At 64.1% G+C, this 26251-nt stretch carries 25 protein-coding genes; 12 read left to right on the plus strand and 13 right to left on the minus strand.

What is annotated here, in order from left to right; genetic code table 11:
• Nucleotide 1: 1 nt before the first annotated feature.
• The 5 genes from BCL79_RS15120 to BCL79_RS15140 all read left to right on the plus strand — a co-directional run bounded on the left by BCL79_RS15120 (nucleotide 2) and on the right by BCL79_RS15140 (nucleotide 5423).
• The gene (locus tag BCL79_RS15120) at nucleotides 2-1042 is read left to right on the plus strand and encodes a glycosyltransferase family 4 protein (RefSeq protein ID WP_121042541.1); all 1041 of its coding nucleotides are present in this window, start codon (nucleotides 2-4) and stop codon (nucleotides 1040-1042) included.
• Entirely contained in the window at nucleotides 1039-2076 is a 1038-nt protein-coding gene (locus BCL79_RS15125) for a glycosyltransferase family 4 protein (RefSeq protein ID WP_121042543.1), read from the plus strand. Before BCL79_RS15120 ends, BCL79_RS15125 begins: the two co-directional genes overlap by 4 nt.
• Nucleotides 2073-3368 carry a glycosyltransferase family 4 protein gene (locus BCL79_RS15130; RefSeq protein ID WP_121042545.1) on the plus strand — a complete coding sequence of 432 codons (1296 nt, stop codon included), beginning with the start codon at nucleotides 2073-2075 and terminating at the stop codon, nucleotides 3366-3368. The genes BCL79_RS15125 and BCL79_RS15130 overlap by 4 nt, the downstream gene beginning before the upstream one ends.
• A 53-nt stretch (nucleotides 3369-3421) precedes the next feature.
• Nucleotides 3422-4456, plus strand: coding sequence for a GDP-mannose 4,6-dehydratase (gene gmd, locus BCL79_RS15135; RefSeq protein ID WP_121042547.1), 1035 nt, complete (start codon nucleotides 3422-3424; stop codon nucleotides 4454-4456).
• A 79-nt stretch (nucleotides 4457-4535) separates the two neighbouring features.
• The gene (locus BCL79_RS15140) at nucleotides 4536-5423 is read left to right on the plus strand and encodes an NAD-dependent epimerase/dehydratase family protein (RefSeq protein WP_121042549.1); all 888 of its coding nucleotides are present in this window, start codon (nucleotides 4536-4538) and stop codon (nucleotides 5421-5423) included.
• A gap of 80 nt (nucleotides 5424-5503) precedes the next feature.
• On the opposite strand, the gene BCL79_RS15145 is transcribed toward BCL79_RS15140, so the two are convergent.
• The 9 genes from BCL79_RS15145 to BCL79_RS15185 form a co-directional block, all read right to left on the minus strand.
• Nucleotides 5504-6091, minus strand: coding sequence for a hypothetical protein (locus BCL79_RS15145; RefSeq protein ID WP_121042551.1), 588 nt, complete (start codon nucleotides 6089-6091; stop codon nucleotides 5504-5506).
• A gap of 53 nt (nucleotides 6092-6144) precedes the next feature.
• A complete protein-coding gene (locus BCL79_RS15150) occupies nucleotides 6145-8331 on the minus strand; it encodes a hypothetical protein (RefSeq protein WP_147433914.1) in 2187 nt (728 codons plus the stop codon).
• A gap of 49 nt (nucleotides 8332-8380) precedes the next feature.
• Nucleotides 8381-8779 carry a GtrA family protein gene (locus BCL79_RS15155; protein ID WP_183073798.1) on the minus strand — a complete coding sequence of 133 codons (399 nt, stop codon included), beginning with the start codon at nucleotides 8777-8779 and terminating at the stop codon, nucleotides 8381-8383.
• Nucleotides 8780-8802: 23 nt separating this feature from the next.
• The gene (locus BCL79_RS15160) at nucleotides 8803-9750 is read right to left on the minus strand and encodes a glycosyltransferase family 2 protein (protein ID WP_121042557.1); all 948 of its coding nucleotides are present in this window, start codon (nucleotides 9748-9750) and stop codon (nucleotides 8803-8805) included.
• A complete protein-coding gene (locus tag BCL79_RS15165; protein ID WP_259462190.1) occupies nucleotides 9743-10492 on the minus strand; it encodes an NAD-dependent epimerase/dehydratase family protein in 750 nt (249 codons plus the stop codon). Before BCL79_RS15165 ends, BCL79_RS15160 begins: the two co-directional genes overlap by 8 nt.
• Complete coding sequence (locus BCL79_RS15170) at nucleotides 10493-11896, minus strand: mannose-1-phosphate guanylyltransferase/mannose-6-phosphate isomerase (protein ID WP_121042561.1); 1404 nt, start codon at nucleotides 11894-11896, stop codon at nucleotides 10493-10495. It abuts the gene before it with no gap.
• A 15-nt stretch (nucleotides 11897-11911) separates the two neighbouring features.
• Nucleotides 11912-13270 (minus strand): phosphomannomutase, encoded by a 1359-nt coding sequence (locus BCL79_RS15175; RefSeq protein ID WP_121042563.1) that lies wholly within the window; start codon nucleotides 13268-13270, stop codon nucleotides 11912-11914.
• Nucleotides 13271-13418: 148 nt separating this feature from the next.
• Complete coding sequence (locus BCL79_RS15180) at nucleotides 13419-14357, minus strand: electron transfer flavoprotein subunit alpha/FixB family protein (protein ID WP_121042565.1); 939 nt, start codon at nucleotides 14355-14357, stop codon at nucleotides 13419-13421.
• Nucleotides 14357-15103 (minus strand): electron transfer flavoprotein subunit beta/FixA family protein, encoded by a 747-nt coding sequence (locus tag BCL79_RS15185; RefSeq protein WP_121042567.1) that lies wholly within the window; start codon nucleotides 15101-15103, stop codon nucleotides 14357-14359. The genes BCL79_RS15180 and BCL79_RS15185 overlap by 1 nt, the downstream gene beginning before the upstream one ends.
• 261 nt (nucleotides 15104-15364) lie before the next feature.
• Here BCL79_RS15185 and rfbB point away from each other — a divergent pair, with 261 nt between their 5' ends.
• From rfbB to BCL79_RS15215, 6 genes are read left to right on the plus strand one after another with little or no spacing between them, the layout of a single operon-like run.
• Nucleotides 15365-16420, plus strand: coding sequence for a dTDP-glucose 4,6-dehydratase (rfbB, locus tag BCL79_RS15190; RefSeq protein ID WP_121042569.1), 1056 nt, complete (start codon nucleotides 15365-15367; stop codon nucleotides 16418-16420).
• Nucleotides 16421-16434: 14 nt separating this feature from the next.
• Entirely contained in the window at nucleotides 16435-17322 is an 888-nt protein-coding gene (gene rfbA / locus BCL79_RS15195; protein WP_121042571.1) for a glucose-1-phosphate thymidylyltransferase RfbA, read from the plus strand.
• Nucleotides 17319-17876: a dTDP-4-dehydrorhamnose 3,5-epimerase gene (rfbC, locus tag BCL79_RS15200; protein WP_121042574.1), complete on the plus strand. Its 558-nt coding sequence runs from the start codon at nucleotides 17319-17321 to the stop codon at nucleotides 17874-17876. The genes rfbA and rfbC overlap by 4 nt, the downstream gene beginning before the upstream one ends.
• On the plus strand, nucleotides 17873-18772 hold the full coding sequence (gene rfbD, locus BCL79_RS15205; protein WP_121042576.1) for a dTDP-4-dehydrorhamnose reductase: 900 nt from the start codon (nucleotides 17873-17875) through the stop codon (nucleotides 18770-18772). Before rfbC ends, rfbD begins: the two co-directional genes overlap by 4 nt.
• Before the next feature lie 59 nt (nucleotides 18773-18831).
• Nucleotides 18832-19566 (plus strand): CoA transferase subunit A, encoded by a 735-nt coding sequence (locus tag BCL79_RS15210; RefSeq protein ID WP_121042578.1) that lies wholly within the window; start codon nucleotides 18832-18834, stop codon nucleotides 19564-19566.
• 1 nt (nucleotide 19567) lies between these two features.
• The gene (locus BCL79_RS15215; RefSeq protein ID WP_121042580.1) at nucleotides 19568-20197 is read left to right on the plus strand and encodes a CoA transferase subunit B; all 630 of its coding nucleotides are present in this window, start codon (nucleotides 19568-19570) and stop codon (nucleotides 20195-20197) included.
• Here BCL79_RS15215 and BCL79_RS15220 read toward each other — a convergent pair.
• Nucleotides 20187-23015, minus strand: coding sequence for a rhamnan synthesis F family protein (locus BCL79_RS15220; protein WP_121042582.1), 2829 nt, complete (start codon nucleotides 23013-23015; stop codon nucleotides 20187-20189). The genes BCL79_RS15215 and BCL79_RS15220 overlap by 11 nt on opposite strands.
• 248 nt (nucleotides 23016-23263) lie before the next feature.
• On the opposite strand from BCL79_RS15220, the gene BCL79_RS15225 reads away from it, so the two are divergent.
• Nucleotides 23264-23854, plus strand: a complete 591-nt coding sequence (locus BCL79_RS15225) for an alpha-ketoglutarate-dependent dioxygenase AlkB family protein (protein ID WP_121042584.1) — start codon at nucleotides 23264-23266, stop codon at nucleotides 23852-23854.
• On the opposite strand, the gene BCL79_RS15230 is transcribed toward BCL79_RS15225, so the two are convergent.
• The 3 genes from BCL79_RS15230 to BCL79_RS15240 are packed head-to-tail and all read right to left on the minus strand — an operon-like array spanning nucleotide 23832 to nucleotide 26248.
• A complete protein-coding gene (locus BCL79_RS15230; RefSeq protein WP_121042586.1) occupies nucleotides 23832-24491 on the minus strand; it encodes an ABC-type transport auxiliary lipoprotein family protein in 660 nt (219 codons plus the stop codon). The genes BCL79_RS15225 and BCL79_RS15230 overlap by 23 nt on opposite strands.
• Entirely contained in the window at nucleotides 24488-25414 is a 927-nt protein-coding gene (locus tag BCL79_RS15235) for an MlaD family protein (protein ID WP_121042588.1), read from the minus strand. The genes BCL79_RS15230 and BCL79_RS15235 overlap by 4 nt, the downstream gene beginning before the upstream one ends.
• Nucleotides 25415-25417: 3 nt before the next feature.
• Entirely contained in the window at nucleotides 25418-26248 is an 831-nt protein-coding gene (locus tag BCL79_RS15240) for an ABC transporter ATP-binding protein (protein ID WP_121042589.1), read from the minus strand.
• Nucleotides 26249-26251: the final 3 nt, after the last annotated feature.

The raw sequence follows: 26251 nt of genomic DNA on the forward strand, positions 1-26251 counted from the left end.
GTTGCGTATCGCGATCTGTTCATCGTTCGTACCCTTCGTCAACGGCGGCGCGCGTTTCATCGTCGAATGGCTGGAGCAGCGTCTGCGCGAGCACGGGCACACAGTGGAGCTGATCTACCTGCCCATGAGCGAAGAGCGTCCGGAGACGCTGCTTCGCCAGATGAGCGCGTACCGGATGATGGACCTGAGTCAGTCGGTGGATCGCATCATCACCACGCGACCACCGTCCCACCTGATCCAGCACCCCAAAAAGGTGATCTGGTTCATTCATCATTTCCGGCGCTTCTACGACCTTTGGGAAACCCCACACCGCGGGTTCCCGGACGACGCACGCCATCGCGCCCTGCGCGACGCAATCGTTCGCGCTGACACCGTGGGCCTGTCCGAAGCGCATCGCCTGTTCTCCAACTCGCAGGTCGTTGCTGACCGTGTCAAGCGCTACAACGGGCTGGAGCCGGAGGTGTTGTACCCGCCGCTGCACGACACCCGCCGTTTCAGCGACGCCGGCCAAGGCGACGAGATCGTTTACATCTGTCGAACCGAAGGTCACAAGCGCCAGCACCTGCTCCTGGAGGCTTTTTCCCATGTGCGTACGCCGGTTCGGCTGCGAATCTGCGGAACGGGCAGCAATCCAGCGTACGGCGAGACTATGCGCCAGTACATTGCCGAGAATGGGCTGGAGAGCAAGGTTACGTTCGTTGAGCGTTGGATCACCGAGGATGAAAAGGCGGGCTGGCTGTCGACTGCGCTTGCCGCCGCGTACCTGCCCGAGGACGAAGATTCGTACGGCTATCCCTCTCTCGAGGCGGCCCACTCGCACAAGCCTCTGCTGACGACCACAGACTCCGGCGGCGTCCTCGAATTCGTCCAGCACGGACGCAATGGCCTGGTGGCAGAGCCGGATCCGCGGGCCTTGGCCGAGGCGATCGATCAGTTGTGGACGGATCGCCAGAAAACCCGGGCGATGGGAGAAGAGGCCCATTCCCGCGTCAGCGAGCTGAAAATCGACTGGAGCCATGTGGTGGAGCGCTTGCTGTCATGAAGATTCTGGTTGTTAACAATATGGTTCCGGGCATGCGTGGCGGTGCGGAGGAACTGGCGGACCAACTGGTCCTCAACCTGCGCAAGGCCGGCCATGAGTCCGAATTGTTGCGCGTCCCGTTCACGTGGGAGCCGGCCGAGCGCATCGTCGAAGAGATGGTGATGTGCCGGAACATGCAGATAAACAACGTGGACCGTGTTATTGCGATGAAGTTTCCCGCATACATGATTCCATTCCCGGAGAAAGTGCTGTGGCTGGCGCACCAGTATCGGCAGGCCTATGACCTGTGGGATGCGGGGCAAAGCAACATCGCGGACACGCCGGAAGGGCGCCAGATCCGTGCAGCCATCATGGAGGCCGACAACGCGGCTTTCGAGCCGGTCAAGGACATCTTCGTGGTTGGGCGCACCGTGCAGGAACGGCTGTTGCACTACAACCGGCTGCAATCTACGGTACTTCGCGCGCCCTTGAACGACGAGACGATGTATCCCGGTGGACCATACGGCGACTATGTCTTTGCGGGTGGACGAATCAACTCGGGCAAGCGCCAGCACCGCTTGATTGAAGCCATGGCGCGGTTGCCCGGCACGGGGCGGCTGGTGATCGCCGGTCCGGCCGATACACCGGGGGACGCTGATCGTCTGCGGGCCTTGGTTGAGAAGCATCGGCTGGGCGATCGGGTCACCTTGGACATCGGCTTCCTGCCCCGACAGAAGATTGCCGACTACGCGAACAATGCGCTGGCCTGCGCCTATCTTCCGTTCGCGGAGGATTCCTATGGCTACGTCACGATGGAGGCCTGCCAAGCCCGCAAGGCGGTGCTCACCGTCAACGATTCAGGCGACCTCACCGAACTCATCCATGATGGCGTGCATGGGTGGGTCTGCGACGATGATACCGACCAGCTTGCTGCGGCGCTTTCTGAGCTGTTCGCCAACCGCGCGCGCACTGTCGAGCTGGGCAATGCTGCGCATGCGCACTGGACAGGCAAGAACATCAACTGGACGACGACCGTGGAGGCGCTTGCCCGATGAAGATCATCTGGGCCACCCCATACTCCGAGCACTCGGCCATCGCACGCTACAGCCAGGCGGTGGTTACCGAGTTGCGTGGTCGAGGCCACCATGTTGCGATCTACCGCACCGAAGTCGGTGCCGATGCGGAGCTTCCCCCGCGTGAGAATGCGTGCGTGCTCGTGCACGGATCGGAGGAAGAACACCATTGGCTGCACGAGGCGGACCTGGTGATTGCCAATGTTGGCGATCACTTTGCCTATCACGGTGGCCTGTTCGAACTTGCGCAGAAGCGACCTTATGTTGCGGTACTACACGACTGGTGCGTGCTCAATTTCTTCTGGGGTTGGCTGCTCGCCAATCATCGTTCGCATCACGCTGCGCGCCTGATCACCGGGATGTACGGCGAGAAGGCCGGGGAGTTGTGCGCAACTGCGACGTGGGAAAACCTCCTTGAGCGCGCCACCCAGCACTTTCCACTGACCGAATGGATCACCAGCGACACGCTCGGCTGCATCATCCACTCCGAGTTCTATGGCGAGCGGGTGCGGAACTCGTGTGCTGGTCCGGTGCACAAACTGTCGTTGGCATACCCGGTCGAGGCATTTGACCTTGATAGCCGGGCTGTAACGCCTGCTGGCGGCCCGCTGGCGGTTCGCACCTTTGGCATGGTCAATCCGAACAAGCGTATCGACCGGGTCATTCGCGCGTTGGCGCGTGATCCTGCGCTGGCCGCGCGCACCGACTATCGTGTGCTGGGCCCGGTCGACGATGGCGAACGCCGACGGCTTGAGCAGGTCTGTAGTGAAGTCGGGTTCACCGGCCTTACCTTTGAAGGGAGGGTGAGCAATGAACGCCTGCACGAAGGCATGGCGGAGGCGGATGTTATCTGCTGCCTTCGCGACCCAGCCCTTGAGGGCGCATCCGCGTCCGCTATCGAGGGCATGCAATCCGGCGCACCGGTGATTGTCAGCGACGCTGGGTTTTACGCTGAATTGCCTGATGAATACGTTCTCAAGGTGGGCACTCACGAGCCGGAAGGCGCACTGCTTGGCCACCTCCAGTTCGTTGACCGCGAGCGCGAGCATGCCCGCAGGATAGGTTTGGCCGCTGCGGCCTGGGCGGCCCGTGAGTTTTCCGCATCCAATTACGTAGACGGCCTAGAGCAGGTCATTCCCGGGTTCATCGCAGCCGAGCCCTACCTGTTCAATGCGCAGGAACTGGGCCGGGAGCTGGGTAGAATGGGCCTGCCCGGCAACAGCAAGGCTGCTGCCAACGTCACCAACACCCTGGAGCGCATGTTTTCCCTGTGAACCCCTACAGGACAGCATGCCCGCCACCGCATTTTTTCGAGGAACGAAAAGCCATGAAATCAGCAGTAATCACCGGTATCTCCGGCCAAGATGGCGCTTACCTAGCGCAGTTGCTCTTGGAGAAGGGCTACAAGGTCTACGGCACCTACCGCCGCACCAGCTCCGTAAACTTCTGGCGTATCGAAGAGCTGGGCATTGAAAAGCACCCTAACCTCCACCTGGTTGAGCACGACCTGCAGGACCTGGGTTCGTCGATCCGCCTGCTGCAGGATAGTCAGGCAACTGAGGTGTATAACCTCGCTGCCCAGAGCTTCGTTGGCGTCTCCTTTGACCAGCCGGTGCTGACCGCGCAGATCACCGCGCTGGGCGCGCTGAACCTGCTCGAGGCCATCCGTGCGGTCAACCCGAAAATCCGCTTCTACCAGGCCTCGACCTCCGAGATGTTCGGCCTGGTGCAGCAGGTGCCGCAGACCGAAGACACGTCGTTCTATCCGCGCAGCCCCTATGGCGTGGCCAAGCTCTACGCGCACTGGATGACGGTCAACTACCGTGAGTCCTACGACATGTTCGCGTCCAGCGGCATCCTGTTCAACCACGAATCGCCACTGCGTGGGCGTGAGTTCGTGACCCGCAAGATCACCGACTCGGTAGCCAAGATCAAGCTGGGCAAGCTGGACGTGATCGAATTGGGCAACCTGGATGCCAAGCGCGACTGGGGCTTTGCCAAGGAGTACGTCGAGGGCATGTGGCGCATGCTGCAGGCCGACAAGCCGGACACTTACGTGCTGGCAACCAACCGGACCGAAACGGTGCGTGACTTCGTCACGATGGCCTTCAAGGCAGCTGACATCACAATCGCATGGGCTGGTGAAGGTCTGGATGAAACCGGTACCTGCACCCAATCGGGCAGGGTTCTGGTCAAGATCAACCCGAAGTTCCACCGCCCGGCGGAAGTGGATCTGTTGATTGGCAATCCTGAGAAAGCCAAGCGTGAGCTGGGCTGGGAGCCGAGCACGACACTGGAAGAGCTTTGCGAAATGATGGTAAAGGCCGACCTGCGTCGCAACGAAGCCGGCGCATCGTTCTGATGCAGGGCCTGTATGTGGGCTACCCCAGGGCAGCCTGGCGTGCGGGCGGCACCTGCACTACAACAAGAGAACCATACCGATGACACCGATTGCTCTGGTCACCGGAATCGAAGGGTTCACCGGGCCGTACATGGCCCGGGAACTCGAGCAGCTTGGCTACCGCGTTCATGGTCTGCGGCGTTCCGGCGAGTCGACTGCAACTGTATCCGCAGTGGACCTTCTCGATGCCGAAGACGTCGCCCACGTAGTGGAACGGGTCAAGCCCGACGTGATCGTGCATCTGGCCGGGATCTCAAATGTCGCGCACCGCGACGTTTCTGCGATTTACCAGTCGAACGTGGTAGGAACCCGCAACCTGCTCGATGCGGCCGCGCAACTTCAGCGCCCGCCGTCAGGTGTTCTGGTGGCGAGCAGCGCGCTCGTGTACGGGCCGTCGTCCCATACGCTGCTTTCGGAGCAGTCGCCGATGGCGCCCTTCAACGATTATGCCGTCAGCAAGGTGGCAGCCGAGTACGTATGCAGGTTGTACACGGACCGGTTACCGATCGTGATCGCGCGCCCGTTCAATTACATCGGCATCGGCCAGGCACTGTCTTTCTTCGTCGCCAAGGTCGTTGACCACGCGCTGCGCGGGGAGCGGGTTCTGCGGCTGGGAAACCTGGACGTAGAGCGCGACTTCACCGACGTTCGCGACCTCGTCCACTGCTACGGTCTTCTGATCGAACAGAAGCAGGGCGGTGAGGCAGTGAACATCTGCAGTGGTCGTTCCGTCAGCCTGCGTGCGGTCATCGCACTGATCGAAGAACTGTCTGGTATCCGCTTCGAGATCCACAGCGATACAGAGTTCGTTCGCGATAATGAGGTGAACCGGCTGGCAGGTTCAAACGAGCATCTACTGCAATTGACCGGCGGTTACGCGTTCCGGCCTCTGCGCGAAACAATCGAGTGGATGCTGCAGGCCCGGTGAGCCTGCAGGCCAAGGTCGGAAACAAGAACGCCCGGGTCAGTCGACCCGGGCGTTTTCAATTGCATGCCGGGAATACGGGCTTACTTGGCGGGAACGGGGTTGCCCTGACCGTCGCACAGGCCCTTGCCATCGGCGCAGCGTGCAAACGGACCGATTACCGCCGTCGGCTGCTTCAGGTCGTAGCCGAACCATACGACGTTCTCCTGAAGCGGCTCGAACTCGACCTTGTGGGCAACGGCAAAATCAGCGGGAAGGCTGACATCTGCTTCCCCGGTGGCGCCCGGCTTGATATCTTCCTTGAAGGCAGCGCGGGTATCGCTCGCTCGCGTATCCGGCTGGCCGCCCTGGCCCGGCACCTTCTGAACCACGCCCAGGGTGACAGCGTTTATGCCGGTCACCGGGTACACCACACTGCCCGTGTTCTTGACGGCGATCTTCACAATCAGCTGGTCAGACGCAGCGTCATAGTACGGGCCTTCCAGCACGCTTGCCGACGCACTGACCTGCTCTGGCTTGAGCGGGGTGTTGACCTTGTCATTGCTCGGGGCGGCCGGCTTCGGGCTGGCGCCAATCGGTGTTTCTTCGTTGTTCGACGAGCAGCCGGCAAGGGTGGCCGCAGCAACGGCGACGACGAGGGCCAACTTGAGCGAAGCGATACTGCGGGTCATGCGGGTTCCTTTTTTTGAGGGATGAGGTCGGATCTGTGTCCGGCGTGCTGGGCTTAATGGCGCGGGGAGAATCGGACCCAATCCATGGCGACCCCGACGCCGTAGAAATTCATGTCCACCGGTACGTGGAAGACGGCCTCGTTCCGCCCATTCACCAGCTCACCAGCGGGGATATAAGTATAGAACTCGTTGTCGGTAATCCACACCAAGGGGTGCTCTTGGCTGCCGTTGATCGAGATCGTCAGGGAGTTGCGATCGGTGTTGCCCGCAATGGCCTGGACGCGCCCCTTGACGACATAGGGCGCCTTGCGAGGTTGCATGTTAAACACCAGCGACGCCTCGGGCATATTAGCCCACGCCGTGGAGACCTTCTTGAACCTCCCATCATTGGTCCATTGGCTGTCCTGCCAGCCTCGGCCGTGCACGGCCGCTTCCAGGCTCCACCATCTGCCGAAGTCCCACCGGAACGAATCAGACCCTTCCTGGCTGCGGAACTGATGGAAAGCCAGCGGCCACGGCCTGTCAGCCACAACGTTAGCATAGCGGCGCGACAGGGTGTCCTCACCCCGCTTCAGGCGGGCCAGCTGTGCTGGAACCGGCACGACATTGCCATCCTTGTCGACCCGGACCACGACAGCGTTGGGGTCGGCGACGTTAATGCTGACCTGCGGCTGACGGGTTCCCTGTCCGGGCGCTGCGACGGTCGGTCCATCGGTGAACAGCCAGCCATCGGTCGATCGGGCACAGCTGCCTGGACGACCGAAGGCATCCAGGCGCTGCCAGTAATCGCCTGGCACCGTACAGGTGTACACCAGATTGACGGGCGCCCCGTAAAGATAGGTCAGCGCATGGAACATGTTGTCGCGGAGCATCCAGACGCTGCTGATCCGTTCGCTGCCATCAAGGATCACGACATTGGTTTCCGGACCGATCGCAGGTACGGTGGTGACGACGTTGGCCAGTACCTGACGTTCCGTATCGGAGAGTTTCTGGTAGTGCTGGAACTGGAACATCTGCGCCGCCAGGCCGAGCGTTACCAGCGCCGTTCCCGCAGCGAGGCTGACGCGTGGACGCCTGTTGCCAAACAAAAGCGCAAGCAGGCCAACCGTGGCTAGACCAGCGCCAAAGGTCGCAAACAGGAAGGTGCGCTGCGAAATGGCCATGTGGGCGGGCGAGGAGAGAAACGGCAGATAGCCGAAGGCCGCCATCACCAGGCCGATCAGGACCACGCGCGCACTCAACCCACGCATAGCCACGGCCGGTTCCGGCGTGGTCGTGGCAGGCGGGCCACGACGAGCGGCATAGGCAAGGAGCGCGGCGATGATCGCCCCGGTCACGACCACGTAGATGTAGTTCCTGAACTCCTCGATCAGGATCATCACCGCATCGACCCAGCCACCGACCAGCGCCCGGCCCATCCCGGTGAACGTCAGGACCCAGAGCCGTTCCTGGACCATCTGCATGCTCGTGCTTTGGCCACCGACGACACTGCTCTGGTAGGTCGACCCGTGCGCCAGGACGGTGTAGATGTAGCCGAGGCAGACGGCGACTGCCAAGCCCCAGCAAAGCGTCACTGGCAGCTGCTTGAAGGCGATGCGCAGGGTGCCACGAACGCCATGGCGTGCCCACAGCATCAGGAACGGGAAGGGCACGAAGATTAGCGCTACCTCGTAGATCTGGATGGCAACGCCCAGGCCGACTGCGGACAGCAGCGACAGGACCAGCCCGCCACGGCCCAGAGCCTCCCGACGTTCATAGGCGTACAGCAGTCCGGCCACGCCCGCCATGCCAAGCGCAACGGCACAGTTGATGTGGAACGAGCGGAACGAAAGCTGCATGGTGTCTGCGGGAAGCACGATCACCAACAGGGCCAGCATCACCGCGTACAGGCGCGACCTGAGCAGCCAATAACCCATCAGGCCGGCAGCGGTGCCCTTGACGATCAGCGATGCCATCTGCAGCAGATGCATGCCGACGAAGGAATCGGGCGAGAGGAGGTACGCAACCGCGTTGGGTGCTGCGGTCAATGGTCGCAGCCGGTGGCTGGCCAACGGGCTGTTTTCACCGGCGAAGAAAAACACGCCATGGCGAGTAAGCAGGCTAAGGATGTCCCACTCCTCGATGTTGCCGACCATGCCAAAGCCAAAGGGCAGCCATAGCAGGCAGACAAGTATGGTGGAGGCGAGGGCGAAATAGCCCGCCGCCCTCATCGTGTCTCTACGGTCGGTCGGAGAAATCATGGAATACATCCTGTGGTTGTGTGATGCAGCCTGCGCGCAGTGGGCAGGCTCAATGCGAGGGCGGTACGGCATGGTCGTCGCGCTGGGGCCGGAAAACCCAATAGTTCATCACGATGAAGACGACCACAGGAACGATGACCGCCGAGAACGCGATGCCCCAACGATAATCCAGGCCGAACACGTCGGCTATCAGCTTCATGCCGACCGTGGACAGCGTGAGATTGAACGCATGCAGGCAGATGAAACGCATGCCTTCGCGGCTGATGTGGCCGCTGGAAACGAAGGTGAAGCTGCGATGGGCGAAGAAGTTCGGCGGAACGAGCAGTAGGTAGCACGCCACGGTGGCCCAGGTGGGATCCATGCCGAGCCTGCTCACCGCCAGCCAGGTCAGTACGCTGAAAGCAACAGTGCTGATGCCCCCGACCACGCAGAAGCGCAGGAATTTCATGACTAGCGCACGGTCGGCCTGCATCATCGGGCCGACTCAGCATCGGCCGTGCCGTTCAACACCGTGCCCCGCACGTACTGCGGCCGGTTGCTCACATTGAGCAGCACCCGGCCCACGTATTCACCGACCACGCCGAGCGCCAGCAGCTGGATCCCGCCCATGATCAGCACCGCGACAATCAGTGACGTCCAGCCGACCGCAGTCTGCGGCCAGATGAGCTTCTGGACCACGAGCCCGGCTGCGGCAAGGAAGCCAAGCCCTGAAGCTGCGACGCCCATCAGCGACGCCACGCGCAGCGGCTTGATGGAGAAGCTGGTCGCCATCTGCATCCACAATGAAATCGACTTGGACAGGCTGTAGCCTGATTTGCCGTCGTCGCGATCGTGGTGGTCGGCCTGCAGCGTGGCGATGTTTGACGTGCTCTGCACGATCAGTCCATCAAGATACACAAACGGGCCTTCGTAACGCAGCATTTCGTCGCGTATGTCGCGGACGAAACCGCGGAACGGGGATAGGTACAGGCCCTTGGGTTTGCGCAGCAGCCAGGAGGCCACTTGGTCGTTGAATCGGCTTCCCATGCGCTTCCACAGCGCATGCCGGCGCCGCTTGAACTGCACGTAGCAGACATCGGCACCGCCATCGAGCACCTCGACGATGCGGGCGATGTCGTTGGGCGAATGCTGCAGGTCATCGTCCATGGTCACGATGTAGCGACCCGCACAGACGCCAAGGCCCGCCATGATCGCGTTGTGCTGCCCTGCGTTCTTGCGCAGGCGGACGCCCTTCAGCCACGGGCGGCTGGCGCACAGCCCGGCGATGACGTTCCAGGAATCGTCCGGGCTGCAATCGTAGACAAGCACCACTTCGTAGCTGCGACCCAGCGCATCCAACGCCTGTTCCAGGCGCTCGGCCAGGCGGGGTAGGATAGGGGCGCTTCCGTAGACCGGAATCACCACCGAAACATCAATCATGTCCAGCTCCGTAATACTTGCGCAGCAGGCGGCGGGTATAGCCCGGGGAGGCATCGATCCCCGCAGGCCCGGCGTAGATGCAGAAGGTCGCTGAATCCGGCGTGGCGCCGCCGCCGCGATCTATCAGGGTGTATACGGCCTGCTGACCGAGCGTTTCTTCCACCAGCGGCAACAGTTGCTGCAAGGTTAGGCTTTCCGGAGGCGCAAGGTCGAGCTTACGGTCCCGCTCCAGCCCGCCCCTGAGCAGGTGCATCGTGATCGCGGCGACGTGGTCGACATCCACCAAACAGCGTACTGCGTGGGACCACAGCTGCAGCGGATCACCGGCGCGGATGTGCGAAACCAGGTGGTTGACCAGGGTGTGCGGATTGTCGGTGTTGCCGACAACCTGGGGCAGGCGCAGGATCAGGTGGTTGCCGCGCGCCTGGATCAACGCCTCCATTTTCCGCTTGTGCACCGCGTAGGGCGTCCCCGCGCGGTCATCATCGGTGACGCTGCAGGTACTGAAGTACACGAACCGCCCCGGGCAGGCCCGCAGCGCGTCGGCCAGCAGGTCGGCCTCGCGCTGGTACTGCGCCGGATCCGATTCCTGTGAATTGGAAACACCGGATGCAAACACAGTCGTGTCGAGCTGCTGAAGCTCGGCGGCATTGAAGGCGCGCGCAAGCAGGCCACGCCCAATGATCGCAACGTGTGCGAGTTGGTTGTCAGCCTGCCTGACTGTCGGCACGGGGCCAGTCACTCAGCTGCGCCCATACTGGTCTTCAAAACGCACGATGTCGTCCTCGCCAAGATAACTGCCCGACTGCACTTCGATCAGTTCCAGCGGCAGCTTGCCCGGATTCTTGAGGCGATGGGTCACGCCTAGCGGAATGTAAGTGCTCTGGTTCTCGGTGAGCAGGATCACGTCGTCGCCGCGGGTGACCTCGGCGGTGCCGCTGACCACGATCCAGTGCTCGGCGCGGTGGTGGTGCATCTGCAGGCTGAGCGTCGCGCCGGGCTTGACCGTGATTCGCTTGACCTGGAAACGGGCGCCATTGTCGATCGAGTCGTAGGCACCCCACGGGCGGTATACCTTGCGGTGGGCGGCCGCTTCGCTGCGGCCATCACGCTTGATCTGGCCAACGATTTCCTTGACGTCCTGGACGCGGTCCTTGTGGCCCACGAACACCGCGTCATCCGTTTCAACTACCACTACGTCCTGCAACCCAACCATTGCGATGAGGCGGGTGCCATAGGCATAGCTGTTACGGCAGTCGAGCGCGATCACATCGCCATGGCAGGCGTTGCCGTCAGCGTCCTTGTCCGAGACTTCCCAAAGCGCGGACCATGAGCCCACGTCGTTCCAGCCGGCATCCAGCGGAACCACAGCGGCATCGGCTGTCTTTTCCATCACCGCGTAGTCGATCGAGTCATTGGGGCTGGCGGCGAACGCGTCGGCATCCAAGCGGATGAAATCAGTATCGCGCGAGGCCTTGTCCAGCGCGGTTCGGCAGGCGGACAGGATCGCCGGCTGCAGCGCCTCCAGCTCCTCCAGGTAGCGCGAGGCCTTGAACAGGAACATGCCGCTGTTCCAGTAGTATTCGCCGGAGGCGACATACTGTTGTGCGGTGGCCAGATCGGGCTTTTCCACGAACCGATCAACCGCGCGCACGCCTACGCCTGCCTGCGCCTTGATGTAACCGTAGCCGGTCTCCGGCGCCGTCGGCACGATACCGAAGGTGACCAGCTTGCCGGCGTCGGCCGCGATAGCGGCCTGCCCGACCGCGGCATGGAACGCCGCATCATCGCGCACGACGTGGTCGGACGGCAGCACCAGCAGCAGTGCATCCTCACCCGTCGCCAGCGCCTGCAGCGCGGCGATGGCGATGGCCGGTGCGGTATTGCGGCCGATCGGCTCCAGGATCAGCGCCTGCGGGGTCACGTTGCATTCGCGCAGCTGTTCGGCGGCCATGAAACGGTGTTCCTGGTTGGCCACCACGATCGGGGCTTTGCCCGCGATGGCGGCCACGCGGTTCCAGGTGGCCTGCAGCATCGTGACATCGCCCACCAGTGGCAGGAACTGCTTCGGATACGCCTCGCGCGAAAGCGGCCACAGGCGGGTGCCGGAACCACCGGAAAGGATGACGGGGAGAATGGGCAACATGAAAATCGTCCTGAATCAGTGTTGGGGGGCTTGGCCGCCGATCAGGGCGGTGAGCTCTTCGGTCCGGTCGCGCAGCAGCGCAGCGTCGCCACGGGTTTCGACATTCAGCCGCAGAAGTGGCTCGGTGTTGGAGCTGCGCAGGTTGAAGCGCCACGTGTCGAATTCGACGCTGACACCATCGGTGTAGTCCAGCGCCGGCGTCTGGTCCGCGTAGTGCGCCATCACGCGTGCCACGGTTGCTTTGGCATCGTCGACGCGGAAGTTGATCTCGCCACTGCATGGGAAAGCCTTCATGCGGTCGGCCACCAAATCGCCAAGCGAGGTGCCGGTCTGCGAAACCAGCTCGGCAATCAGCAGCCACGGGATCATTCCGGAATCGCAGTACGCGAAATCACGGAAATAATGGTGCGCGCTCATCTCGCCGCCGTAGATCGCATCTTCGGCGCGCATGCGCTCCTTGATGAAGGCATGACCGGTCTTGCTCATGACCGGCACGCCACCGGCCTGTTCCACCATTTCCACCGTGTTCCAGGTCAGGCGCGGATCATGGATGACCTTGCCGCCCGGGGCGCGCTTGAGCAGCGCCACGGCCAGCAGGCCCACCAGGTAGTAGCCTTCAATGAACTCGCCTTGGCTGTCGAAGAAGAAGCAGCGGTCGAAATCGCCGTCCCAGGCAATGCCGAAGTCTGCGCCGTGGGCGCGGACGGCATCGGCGGTCGCGGCACGGTTTTCGGGCAGCAGCGGGTTGGGAATGCCGTTCGGGAAGGAGCCGTCAGGCTCGTGCTGGATACGGACGAACTCGAAGGGCAGGTGGGGCGCCAGTTCATCGATCACGATGCCCGCGCCACCATTGCCGGCATTGACCACGATCTTCAGTGGCTTGAGCTGATTCACATCCACATACCCCAGCAGGTGCTGGATGTACGCGGTTTTGTCGGCATCGGTGCGGACCTGTCCCGTGCCGGAGGGCAGGGGGGTATCGCCGGCGGCAAAATCGCGCACGTCGAACAGGCCGGTATCGCCGCTGATCGGCCGAGCGTGCTCACGCACCAGCTTCATGCCGTTGTAGCCCATCGGGTTGTGGCTGGCGGTAACCATCACGCCACCAGCGGCTTGGCGGTGGAAGGTCTGGAAATACACCTCCTCGGTACCGCACAGCCCGATATCGATTACATCGCGCCCGGACGCAGTGAAGCCTTTCTCCAGCGCGGCTTGCAGCTCCGGGCTGCTGAGGCGGATGTCGCGTCCCAGAACGACGGGGCCAGGTCCCAGAAGGGACGCAGTGCCGGCGCCAATGCGCTCGGCGAGGGCAGCGTCCAGTTCTTCCGGAACGCGGCCGCGAATGTCGTATGCCTTGAAGCAGGGGAGCGTCATCAATGCAATCCTTACGGGGGTGACCGCCGATTATAGCGACAGCGTTCTGAGGAACGTGTCGCTTTTTCCAGCAGAGGGCCTTCCAGGGCCCGGCAGCAAAACGCCGCGCAGCGACACGTCGCCGCGCGGCCCCGACTTCACGCAGTACTTACAGCGCCTTTTCCAGCTCCGGCAGCAACGTGAACAGGTCCCCCACCAGGCCGATGTCGGCGATCTCGAAGATCGGCGAATCCGGGTCCTTGTTGATCGCCACGATGGTGCCGGCGTCCTTGATACCGGTCAGGTGCTGGATCGCGCCGCTGATGCCCACGGCCACGTACAGCTCCGGCGAGATGATCTTGCCGGTCTGGCCGACCTGCAGGTCGCTGGGCACGTAGCCGGCATCGACCGCGGCGCGCGAGGCGCCGACGGCGGCACCGAGCTTGTCGGCCAGCTGGAAGATCACCTTGAAGTTCTCTTCCGAGCCCACGCCACGGCCGCCAGAGACCACACGCTTGGCGCTCTGCAGGTCCGGACGGTCGGTCGCGCCAGCGGCCAGGCCGACGAAGCGGGTGTGGCTCGGCAGTGCCGCATCCACGCTGGCCGCTTCCACAGCAGCGCTGCCGCCCTTGGCCGCTTCCGGCCAGGAGGCCGCACGCACGGTCGCGACCACGATCTGGTCGGCCGGCACCTCCACGGTGATGATGGCGTTGCCGGCGTAGATCGGGCGCTTGAAGCTGTGGCTGCCTTCGACGGTCATCAGATCGGAGACCTGGTTGACGCCCAGCAGGGCGGCCACGCACGGCATCAGGTCCTTGCCGAAGGTGGTCGAGGGGCCGAATACGTGGGTGTAGCCGGTGGCCAGCTGCGCGATCTGCGGGGCCAGCACCTGGGCCAGCGCCTGGGCATTGGCGGCGTTGGTCACGGTCAGCACCTTGGCGACGCCGGCCAGCTGGGCGGCCTCGGCAGCCACGGCGGCCGGATCGGCGGCCAGCACCAGCACATCGATGCTGGCGCCGCTGATCGCGGCGGCCGCACTGACGGTCTTGGCGGTGGCGGCATTGAGCTTGCCATCGTGGTGTTCAGCGACAACGAGGATCTTGGTCATTACAGCAACCCCTTCTGCTTGAGTGCGGCGACCAGTTCGGCCGCGTCCTTGACCATCACGCCCTTGCTGCGCTTGACCGGCGCGGCGTACTGGGTGGTCTTGAAGGTATCAGCGGCATCCACGCCGAGGTCGGCCAGCTGCAGGGTCTCCAGCGGCTTGGCCTTGGCCTTCATGATGTCCGGCAGCTTGATGAAGCGCGGCTCGTTCAGGCGCAGATCGGTGGTGACCACGGCCGGCAGGTCCACTTCCAGCGTTTCCAGGCCGGCATCGACTTCACGGGTGACCGTGGCCTTGCCGTCGGCGATGTCCAGCTTGCTGGCGAAGGTCGCCTGCGGGCGGCCCCACAGCGTGGCCAGCATCTGGCCGGTCTGGTTGGCATCGTCATCGATGGCCTGCTTGCCCAGGATCACCAGGTCCGGCTGTTCCTTCTCGACCAGCTTGAGCAGGGTGCGCGCAGCGGTCAGCGGCTGGATGGCCTGGTCGGTCACCACATGGATCGCGCGGTTGGCGCCCATGGCCAGGCCGTTGCGCAGGTGCGCCTGCGCATCGGCCGGTGCGATCGTGGCCACCACGACCTCGGTGGCGATGCCCTTGTCGCGCAGGCGCAGCGCTTCTTCCAGCGCGATTTCATCGAACGGGTTGGGGGACAGCTTGACGCCGTCGGTGACCACGCCGGAACCGTCCGGCTTGACCTGAATGCGGACGTTGTAGTCCACCACGCGCTTGTACGCGACGAGGATTTTCATCTGGAGCTGGATCCTTCAATAACGGGAGAACGTCCGGTTCTTTGACTAGCAACCGGTTCGGGGGTGGGACAGCGATTCTAACTGGCGCAAGGGCACCATGCGAATGCGTATGGTTGTGCTGCAGCGCGTCATGAAATCGACGGAAGACGCCTGCTGTTAACGCTGGACGGGCAGTCGTGACGACGGCCGCCATGTATCCTGTTGCGCTGAGCCAGGGCGCCAGCAGGCCCCCTGCACGCATATCGAACAGGAGAACGGGTAGTGCCCACATGGCTTGTCACCGGCGGAGCCGGATTCATTGGCGGTAACTTTGTCCTCGAAGCAGTCGCCAAAGGCGTGCGCGTCATCAACCTCGATGCGCTGACCTACGCGGGCAATCTGAAGACCCTGGCCACGCTGGAGGGCAATCCGGACCATGTGTTCGTCGAGGGCGACATCGGTGACCAGGCGCTTGTTTCCCGTCTGCTTGCCGAGCATCAGCCGGACGCCGTGCTGAACTTCGCCGCCGAAAGCCACGTGGACCGCTCCATCGATGGCCCCGGCGCGTTCATCCAGACCAACGTGGTCGGCACCCTGGCACTGCTGGAAGCCGTGCGCGATTACTGGAAGGCGCTGCCGGCCGACAAGGGCCAGGCGTTCCGCTTCCTGCACGTGTCCACGGATGAGGTATACGGCACCCTCGGCGAGACCGGCAAGTTCAGCGAAACCACCCCGTATGCCCCCAACTCGCCGTACTCGGCGTCCAAGGCGGCCTCGGACCATCTGGTGCGCGCGTTCCACCACACCTACGGGTTGCCGGTGTTGACCACCAATTGCTCCAACAATTACGGCCCGTACCACTTCCCCGAAAAGCTGATCCCGCTGGTGATCGCCAAGGCCCTGGCCGGCGAGCCGCTGCCGGTGTATGGCGATGGCAAGCAGGTGCGCGACTGGCTGTTCGTGAGCGACCACTGCGAAGCAATCCGCACCGTGCTGGCCAAGGGCCAGGTGGGCGAGACCTACAACGTCGGCGGCAACTCCGAAAAAGAGAATATCGAAGTGGTGCACGCCATCTGCGCGCTGCTCGATGCGCGACGCCCGCGCGAGGATGGCCAGCCGCGCAGCAGCCAGATCACCTACGTCGCCGATCGTCCGGGGCATGACCGCCGCTACGCGATCGACGCCTCCAAGTTGAAGGACCAGCTGGGCTGGGAGCCGAAGTACACCTTTGAGCAGGGCATCGGCTTCACCGTGAACTGGTATCTGGACAACCAGGACTGGGTGAACGGCGTGCTCGACGGCAGTTATCGGCTGCAGCGCATCGGTACCACCGCATGAACCAAGGATTCAATATGACCCAGCGTAAAGGCATCATCCTCGCCGGCGGTTCGGGCACGCGCTTGTATCCGATCACAAAGGGGGTCAGCAAGCAGTTGCTGCCCGTGTACGACAAGCCGATGATCTATTACCCGCTCAGCGTGCTGATGCTGGCGGGGATCCGCGATGTGCTGATCATCAACACGCCGCACGAGCAGGCGCTTTTCCAGAGCCTGCTTGGCGATGGTTCGCAGTGGGGCATGAACATCGAATACGCCGTACAACCTAGCCCGGACGGGTTGGCGCAGGCGTACTTGATCGGCAAGGACTTCATTGGCGGCAAGCCGAGCTGCCTGGTACTGGGCGACAACATCTTCCATGGCCACGGGCTGAGCGATGTACTGCGCAGTGCTGACCAGCGCGAGCAGGGCGCAACGGTGTTCGGGTACTGGGTCAACGATCCAGAGCGCTACGGTGTCGCGGAATTCGACAAGCATGGCAAAGTGGTGGACCTGGTCGAGAAGCCGGAGAAGCCGCGGTCGAACTATGCGGTTACCGGCTTGTACTTCTACGACGGCAACGCCAGCAAGTACGCGGCCGAGCTCAAGCCTTCGCCGCGCGGCGAACTGGAGATCACCGACCTTAACCAGCGCTATCTGCGCGATGGGCAACTGCACCTGGAAGCCCTCGGGCGCGGGTTCGCCTGGCTGGACACCGGTACCCACCAGTCATTGCTGGAGGCATCGAATTTCATCGAGACCATCCAGACACGCCAAGGACTGCAGGTGTGCTGTCCCGAGGAGATCGCGTTCGGGCGGGGCTGGATCGATGCCGCGCAGCTGGAAGCGCTGGCTGCGCCGCTGATCAAGAACGGTTACGGCCAGTACCTGCAGAAACTGCTGCAGCGGGGCGTCGTGCCTTGAAACTCATTCCATCCTCGCTGCCAGGCTGCGTGTTGATCGAGCCGGCGGTATTCGGGGATTCGCGCGGCTTCTTCTTCGAGACGTGGAACGCTGAGCGCTATGCCGCGCAGGGGCTGCCTAGCACGTTCGTGCAGAGCAATGTCTCCAGTTCGGCCAAAGGCGTGCTGCGCGGCCTGCATTACCAGTGGCCGCGCCCGCAGGGCAAGCTGGTGACGGTGCTGCAGGGTGAGGTGTACGACGTGGCGGTGGACATCCGCCGCGGTTCGCCCACCTTCGGCCGCTGGGAGGCGTTCATGCTCAGCGGCGAGAACCGCCGCCAGTTGTGGATACCGCCCGGCTTCGCGCATGGATTTGCGGTGCTCTCCGAGACGGCTTTGTTCAATTACCTGTGTACCGATGTGTATGTCAAAGACGCCGATGCGGCGATCCGCTGGAACGATGCCGACCTGGCGGTCGACTGGCCGATCAGCGCGCCTTCGCTGTCAGCCAAGGATGAGCAGGCGCCGTTTCTGAACGACGTCGCGGAGGAACGTCTGCCGGTCTACCTGCCATGACGCTGCTCGTGCTGGGGGGCAACGGGCAGCTCGGCCAGGAACTGCGGCGCGCGCTTGCGCCGCTCGGCCCCGTGATCCCGACGACCCGCACCGGTCTGCTCGCAGATGGCATTGCCTGCGAGAGGGCCGACTTCGATGAGCCCGCGTCGCTGGCGTCCTTGCTGGACCGCCTGCTGCCGTCGGTGGTGGTCAACGCCGCCGCGTACACGGCGGTGGACCGGGCAGAGCAGGAGCCGGAAGCGGCACGTCGCGCCAATACCGAGGCACCCGGCGTGCTTGCGCGCTGGTGTGCGCGGCGTGGCGTGCCATACGTGCACTACTCCACCGACTACGTGTTCGATGGCCAGTCGCGCGTGCCGTACCGCGAAGATGCGCCGACCGCACCGCTCAACGTGTATGGGATGACCAAGCGGGATGGCGAAGACGCCATTCGTGCTGCCGCCGGCCATCATCTGATCTTCCGCACCGCGTGGGTATATGCCGAACACAGCGCCAACTTCCTGAGTACGATGCTTCGCGTGGGCGCCGAGCGCGACGTAGTGCGCGTGGTCGCCGACCAGATAGGTACCCCCACGCCCGCAGCGTTGATCGCAGATGTCACCGCGCACGCGTTGCGGCATGCCGGGCGCCTGTCCGGTACCTGGCACCTTACCGCCACCGGTGAGACGAGTTGGTACGGCTTTGCCGAAGCGATCTTCGCCGAAGCCATCGCCAGGGGCGTGTTGCCGCGAGCTCCCCGGGTGGAAGCGATCACCACCGCCGAGTACCCCACGCCCGCGCCACGGCCGGCGTACTCGCGCTTGGACGTATCGCGGCTGCAGAGAGATTTCGATCTCACTCTGCCGAGTTGGCAGGAAGGCCTTGCGCAGGTAATGGCGCACCTGCAACCGCGCTGAGGGGCATGCGGCAGCGAGGGGCTACAATGGCGGCTTACATCAACGAGGTGAGGGCGTAGATGAGCAAGTCCCCAGACAACGCCGTGCGACCTGGCAAGCGGTACGCCAGTGCAGCCGAGGCGCTGCAAGGTGCCATCGCCGATGGCCAGACGTTGGCGGTCGGCGGGTTCGGCCTGTGCGGTATTCCCGAGGCCCTGATCGCTGCGTTGCGCGATACCGGGGCCAAGGATCTGACCGTGATCTCCAACAATGCGGGCGTGGATGGCTTTGGCCTCGGCCAACTGCTGGCGACCCGTCAGATCCGGAAAATGATCTCGTCCTATGTGGGTGAGAACAAGGAATTCGAGCGCCAGTATCTGGCCGGGGAGCTGGAGCTGGAGTTCAATCCGCAGGGCACCCTGGCCGAGCGGCTGCGCGCCGGTGGCGCGGGCATCCCGGCCTTCTTCACTGCAACCGGCTACGGCACGGTGGTGGCCGAGGGCAAGGAAACCCGCGCGTTCGATGGCAAACACTATGTGATGGAAACCGCGCTGCGCGCGGACGTCGCACTGGTCAAAGCCTGGAAGGCCGACGAGGCCGGCAACCTGGTGTTCCGCAAGACCGCGCGCAACTTCAACCCGGCCTGCGCGATGGCCGGCAAGCTGTGCATCGTGGAAGTGGAGGAGGTGGTGCCGGTGGGCAGCATCGACCCGGACCAGGTCCACCTGCCAGGCATCTACGTGCACCGCATCGTGCACAACCCGCATCCCGAGAAGCGTATCGAACAGCGTACCGTGCGCCAGGAGGCGAACTGAGATGGCCTGGACCCGCGATGAAATGGCACAGCGCGCCGCGCGCGAACTGACCGACGGCGCCTACGTGAACCTGGGCATCGGCCTGCCAACCCTGGTCGCCAACCACATTCCCGACGGCGTGGATGTGTGGCTGCAGTCCGAAAATGGCCTGCTGGGCATCGGCCCGTTCCCGACCGAGGCCGAGGTGGACGCCGACCTGATCAACGCTGGCAAGCAGACGGTGACCGCACGTGCGGGTGCCAGCTACTTCGGCAGCCACGACAGCTTCGCGATGATCCGCGGTGGTCACATCAACCTGGCCATCCTTGGCGCGATGCAGGTCACCGACAAGGGCGACCTGGCCAACTGGATGGTGCCGGGCAAGATGGTCAAGGGCATGGGCGGGGCGATGGATCTGGTCGCCGGCGTGCAGCGCGTGGTGGTGCTGATGGAGCACACCGCCAAGAGCGGCGAGCACAAGATTCTGCCCGAGTGCACGCTGCCGCTGACTGGCGTGGGCGTGGTCGATCGCATCATCACCGAACTGGCCGTGTTCGATGTCACCGATAAGGGGTTGGTGCTGGTCGAGGCTGCCCCGGGTGTGGGTATCGATGAGTTGAAGGAAAAGACCGGCGTGGCGTTCAGCGATTGACCGATCCGGCGACACCGGCCGCGACTCTGCCGCGGCCGGTGAAGCTGTCCTCCGTGGCGAGCGTCTGCAGCCATGGGCCCGCTGACCAATGGCCATTGGCCAGGCACTGAAGCGGCAGCAGCACACCTTCGGGGTCCAAGCTCAGGTGTTGCACATCCTCTCCCAGTGCCGCGCACGCGTCGGCGATGAAGCTCAATGCGCCCTGATGGACCTGGGCCAGGGATGCCTGGCCCGTGGCGGACAGCTCGGGCGGCGCGAACATCGGCTCGCGTCCACTGCCGGTGCCGCGGAAGCCGCAGAACTGACCGGACGGTGCTGCCAGCAGCGCTTCAAGCAGCAGGTCATGCGCCAAAATGGGGGATGCCTCCTCCGGTACCGTGCGCCCATCGTGATACCGGGCCACGGCCCAGCCATGTCCTTCCACCTTCCGCGCAGTGGCACGTAATGCGAAGTACGCTCCCCCCACGGGGCGGTCAATGATGCTCGACAGATAGGTCTGGATAGTGCCGGCATAGCCGATATCCGCGACCAGGGCAGCATCGTCGCCAACCGTCTCGCGCCAGTAGTCCAGGTAGGCGTCGCATTCGCGTGCTGAGATGTTGAGCAAGGAGGGGAGCGCCGGCGCCAGCGTCGCGATGGCCTGATCCAGCATTTCAGGTAAATAGATGTCGCGGTCTGCCAGGGTGCCCACCTGCTCACGTACGGCCACCGCGGCTTCTTCACCCAAGCGCGAGGCAACAAGGTTCACCAGGGGGCCGGTGTACGTACCATGCAGGAGCCGCTCAAGATCGTTCGCTTCACGCAGGCTGGCCATGCCCGCGGCGCGTCGGGATACCAGAAGATAGGACGACCTCAGCGATCGCAGAGCCGGGGCGCTGCCGGCCAGGACGTCCCATGCTTGCTGCAGCAGGAATCCCTCGCGGCTGAGGAAGAGCACCGTTCCGATCTCGCGCTCTTTCGCGAGGTTCGCCAGCCACACCAGGTAATCCAGAACGACAGGTCCCAAGACCGTATAGCCCGCACTGTAGGCATCCAGTGTGGGCCGCGGCGAGAGATGGGACGGAGTCCAATCGCCTACTGCGGCGAAATGGTTGGCTAGCAGACCCCGCCACAACTGCTCGGGCCACGGTGCGTTGAGCCCGGCTGGATGTCGAAGCGGGCGCAGTGCCGGCACCATGTCCAGCAACGCTGAAGGGCGCACGATATGGACGGGGGAAAGGAGGCCGCACAACTGTGGAATCTGCACATCCGCGTGTTCGTTGTCGCCTACGTGCAGCCAGCGTTTCATCGGAATGCCTTCGCGCTGTGAGATCGCCGCCCACGTGGCGGGATCGTCCTTGCGCATCGCTGTCTCGCACGACACCCACCATTCCGATGTGAGTGCCACCACGGCGGGCGGCAGCACCTGCCGGAGCACTGCGGCCGGCAGGTACATGTCCGATAGGGCTACAACGCGTTTGCCTCGCAACGCCTGCATGGCCGCCAACACACCTTTGCGCGGACGCAGCAGGCGCTGCTCGGTGGTGATTTCCAATTCCAGGAGCGCCTGCGGATCCACGGTGGATGCCAGTGCAGGGAAGTGCGCGTAGATCTCATCAAGTGTGGGGTCGCGCCCACTCGAAATGCGCGCGCGTTCCTCGGCGAGCTGGCGCGCCGCCGAGAAATCATCGACGCCGAACCGGGCCAGGGCCCTGAAGGAGAGGTAGTCGCGCGCGGCGTGTGGTGACAGGAACGGACGGGTCACCAACGTATCGAATACATCGGTAGTGACCAGGTCCGCATCCAGCGCAGAGAGCTGGATGCGGGGGGCAACCGGTGTGGCGAATGCCTCTGTCCAGTTGCGCTGCCCTTCGCTGATCAGGTGCGGTGTATCGCCCGGGGCAAGTACACCGACAAGCAGACCTTGGTGGCGCGTAATGGTGGCCAGAAGGCGCTCCACTGCATGTTGCAGGGTGCCATCCACCTGGCCGGTTTCGGCGGGGAAATCGCTGGTAGTCAGATTCAATGCGAAGAGGGGGCGCAGCGCATCGACCCGTGCCCAGAACATGGAGCCTGCCGGATAATCGATGTAGGCAGTGCGGTCTATTTCCAGGCCCAGCCGTGCCGCCAATGCTGCGCAGACCTCGGCGTTGCTCAGCCATGTGTGTGCCCAGGGCGGGAGGCTTTCATGGGTTTCCGGGTAGACCATGCCCAGACGCGGCTCGGCAGCGAACATGCCCAGAATCCAGGCGACCCGCGTTTCGCTGCCCAGCAGCGAACGCAGCAGGTAGCGCCGCCACTGCTCCTGCTCGCTGCCCGTGTACAGCGACTTCTTGGTGTGGATATGGCCGACGATATCCAAGGCCGTGATCTCATCGCGGAATGTCACCAGCAGCGGCGCGATATCGCGGCCCCGATTGGGCACGACGCGGACGTGCAATGCAGAAAGACGCGGAACCCTTGCAAAGCGTTCTTCGGCCTGGAGCTTGGCCGAGTCGTCCATCACTGACACGAGCAACTCGAACGGCACCGGGATGTGCGCCAGCAGCCCAGCGAACTCCTCTATCAGGTCCGGGTAGTACACATGGGCCATGAGCCCGACGCGCTGCTGGAGCTGGGCGAGGGGCACCGGCGCGGGAAACAGGTGCTCGACTGGCTGTGCCACCTGGATGCGTGACGCGCTGGCCTGCTTGAGCCGATTGACGAGCCCACGAACACCCATCGCAGAGGCGACCTTGAAAATGCGTCGCAGTACCGACCACAGCCCGACCAGCCCACCGCCATGCCGGGAGACCGCCTGGCGGGCTGCACGGACCGCGCGGGTCACAGAGGAGGTCATCGCGTCACATCCTGATGGCGCGCAGCGAGCGGCGTGGGTGCAGTGAAGTGGCGCGCGCTGGTCACGGCCTCGCTGGCAGCCGGCGCGGTGTTTGAAGCGCTGAGGCGAAGTGGGGCCATGGAATGCTCTTTCAACGATGCCGGTCCGGCAGGCGGTCATTTTCGATCTTTGGTGGACAGGGGGCAAATCCACAGGGTCCTGCCATGGTCGGGATACGCACACCGGCGAAGGAATGCTAGCGTCACCCCATGGATCTCCACCTCCCCGACGCCCAGGTGCACTGGCACCGCCACTGGCTATCCCGTGACGCCGCCGACACCCTCCAGCGCACGCTCCGCGAGGACGTCCCGTGGGAGGTGCACAAGATTCGCATGTTCGGCCGTCAGGTCGATTCCCCGCGCCTGAGCTGCTGGATGGGCGACCCGGCCGCGCGCTACCGCTATTCCGGTACCGAATTCGTGCCGCAGCCCTGGCATCCGGCGCTGCTGCCGCTGCGCGATCAGCTGGGCGAATTCTGTGGTCACGCCTTCAACAGCGTGCTGCTCAACCGCTACCGCGATGGCGATGATGGGATGGGCTGGCACAGCGACAATGAGCCCGAGTTGGGGCCGGCGCCGGTGATCGCGTCAGTGAGCCTGGGCGCGGCGCGGCGGTTCCTGCTGCGGCGCCGGGACGACCATGCCAAGAAGGCCGAGGTACTGCTGGACCATGGCGACCTGCTGGTCATGGGCGGTCAGACCCAGCGCCATTACCAGCATTCCCTGCCCAAGAGCGCCCGGCCGCTGGCCGAGCGCCTGAATCTCACGTTCCGCTGGATTACCGCACCCGGGTCGGCGTGACTGCAGCGCGGGCGTGATCCTGCTCGCCGGTCACCAGCGTCCAGCCCACCACGTTCGTGGTCAGTGTCTGCAGCCCCTGTTCCAGCGCGGCGGTGACCTGGGCGACGTCGCTGCTGCCGACCGGGTTTTCCTGGCGGAAGGTGCGGTCGGCGACCACGCGCTGGTCGATCACGTGGATCAGCTTGGCGTTCACCTCGATCAGCGCGGTGGGCGTGGCCTGGCCGCGGTAGTCCGCTTCGAAACGACGCACGTCCATGGCCAGCTTGTAGTCGGCGCGGATGCCGGTGGTGACCCGGGCCACGCCGTTGATGCGGCCGGAATCCTCGAAGCCGCGCACCAGCGCGTCATCGAGCATGTCGGTGGCCGGCTGGGCCCAGCTCACGCCCTTGTAGACCTCCAGTTCGGAGGGGGTCGGGCGCACGTTGATGCGCGGGCTGTCGACCACGCGCGCGGCGCTGGGCTTGACCAGCACCAGCTGCCAATCGACGGTCGGCCAGCTCGGGTCGGCCTGGATGCGGACCACGGGCGAATAGATGGTCACCGCGCTGCGTTCGTTGCTGCCCAGCAGCGAGCAGCCACCAAGCGCGGCGATCAGGGCGATCGGCAGCAGGGGCCGGAAGAAGGTCGGGTGGCTCATTTGGGTTCGAACTCCTTGGGTGCGTCACGGCCGAGCAGGTAGCGTGCCGGGTTGTTGTCCAGGCGGTCGCTGACCCGGCGCAGATCGCGGATCAGGCCGCGCAGCTCGGTCAGGGTCGGGCCGAGCTGGGCCAGGCCATCGTTGGCGAAGCTGTTGATCGCGGCGCGGTTCTCGCCAAGGATCGAATCGGCATTGCCGGCGGCCGAATCCAGCTTGCTCAGCGTGGTTTCCAGCTTGTCCAGGATCGGCGGCAGCTGCTGCACCAGGTTCTTGTCCAGGCGTTGGATGGTGCCATTGGTGCTCTTCAGGGTGACATCCAGGCTGCGGGCGGCATCGCGCGCGCTGAGCAGCAGCGCCTGGGTGCCCTGGTCGCGGTCGGCCAGGCCGCCGCTGATGGTTTCCAGGTTGGCCAGGGTCGCGTTGATGCTGGCCACGTTGCGGTCGCTGAGCACCTGGTCCATGCGCTCGACGATGCGGTTGGCCACGTCGGTGATGTTCTGCAGCGCAGACGGGGTAGTCGGGATGATCGGGGCCGGGTCCTTGTTGACCGCGGTCAGTGCGGCGGACTGCGGGGTACCACCACTGAGCTGGATGATCGACGGGCCGGTCAGGCTGGTGATCGCCAGCTTGGCGCGGGTGTCGGTCTTGACCGGCGTATTGGAGTTCAGCCGGATCCGCGCGACCACCTGGCGCGGGTCATCCGGCACCAGGTTCAGTTCGGTGATCGAGCCGACCGCGATGCCGTTGTACTGCACCGGGCTGCCCACCGACAGGCCGGTGACGGCCTCGCGGAACACCACGCGGTATTCCGTCCAGGTGCGATCGGATGAGTACTTGGCGGCCCACAGGCCGAAGGCCAGCAGCGCCAGTCCCACCACCAGGGTGAAGGCGCCGATCAGGACGTAATTGGCTTTGGTTTCCATGGCTTACTCGCTCTCGTGCTTTGCATCGCGCGCAGCACGCGCGCGCGGTCCGTGGAAGTACTCCTGGATCCACGGGTGGTCCAGTTGTTCGATCTCGTGCAGCGGGGCATTGGCGATGACCTTCCTGTCGGCCAGCACCGCCACCCGGTCACAGATCGCATACAGCGTGTCCAGATCATGTGTGATCAGGAAGACAGTCAGGCCCAGCGCTTCCTGCAGGGTCTTGATCAGGCGGTCGAAGGCGGCCGCGCCGATCGGGTCCAGCCCGGCGGTGGGCTCATCCAGGAACAGCAGCGGCGGGTCCAGCGCCAGCGCCCGGGCCAGGCCGGCGCGCTTGCGCATGCCACCGGACAGCTGCGAGGGCAGCTTGTTGATCGCATCGGCGGGCAGGCCGGCCAGCTTGACCTTGAGCAGGGCCAGTTCGTAATGCCAGCGCTCGGGCAGCTCGCTGTGATGTTCCTTCAGCGGTACCTGCACGTTCTCGCCCACGGTCAGCGACGAGAACAGCGCACCATCCTGGAACAGCACGCCGGTGTTGCGTTCGATATGCAGGCGGTTGGCCGGGTCGCTGGAGCGGGCATCGACGCCCAGCACCTCGATCTGGCCATCGTCCGGCGTGCGCAGGCCCAGGATGCTGCGCATCAACACCGATTTGCCGGTACCCGAGCCGCCGACCACGCCCAGGATCTCGCCGCGTCGGACATCAAGATCCAAGCCGTCGTGTACCACCTGGGCGCCGAAACGGTTGGTCAGCCCGCGCACGCGGATCAGCAGTTCACCTTCATCCGTGGCGGCGTCGTCGCGGTCAGGGGCCGGGGCGGTGTCGGTGATCATCGG

Origin of the sequence: Stenotrophomonas rhizophila (assembly GCF_003651185.1) — a bacterium.
In the GTDB taxonomy this organism is placed as follows: domain Bacteria; phylum Pseudomonadota; class Gammaproteobacteria; order Xanthomonadales; family Xanthomonadaceae; genus Stenotrophomonas; species Stenotrophomonas maltophilia_Z.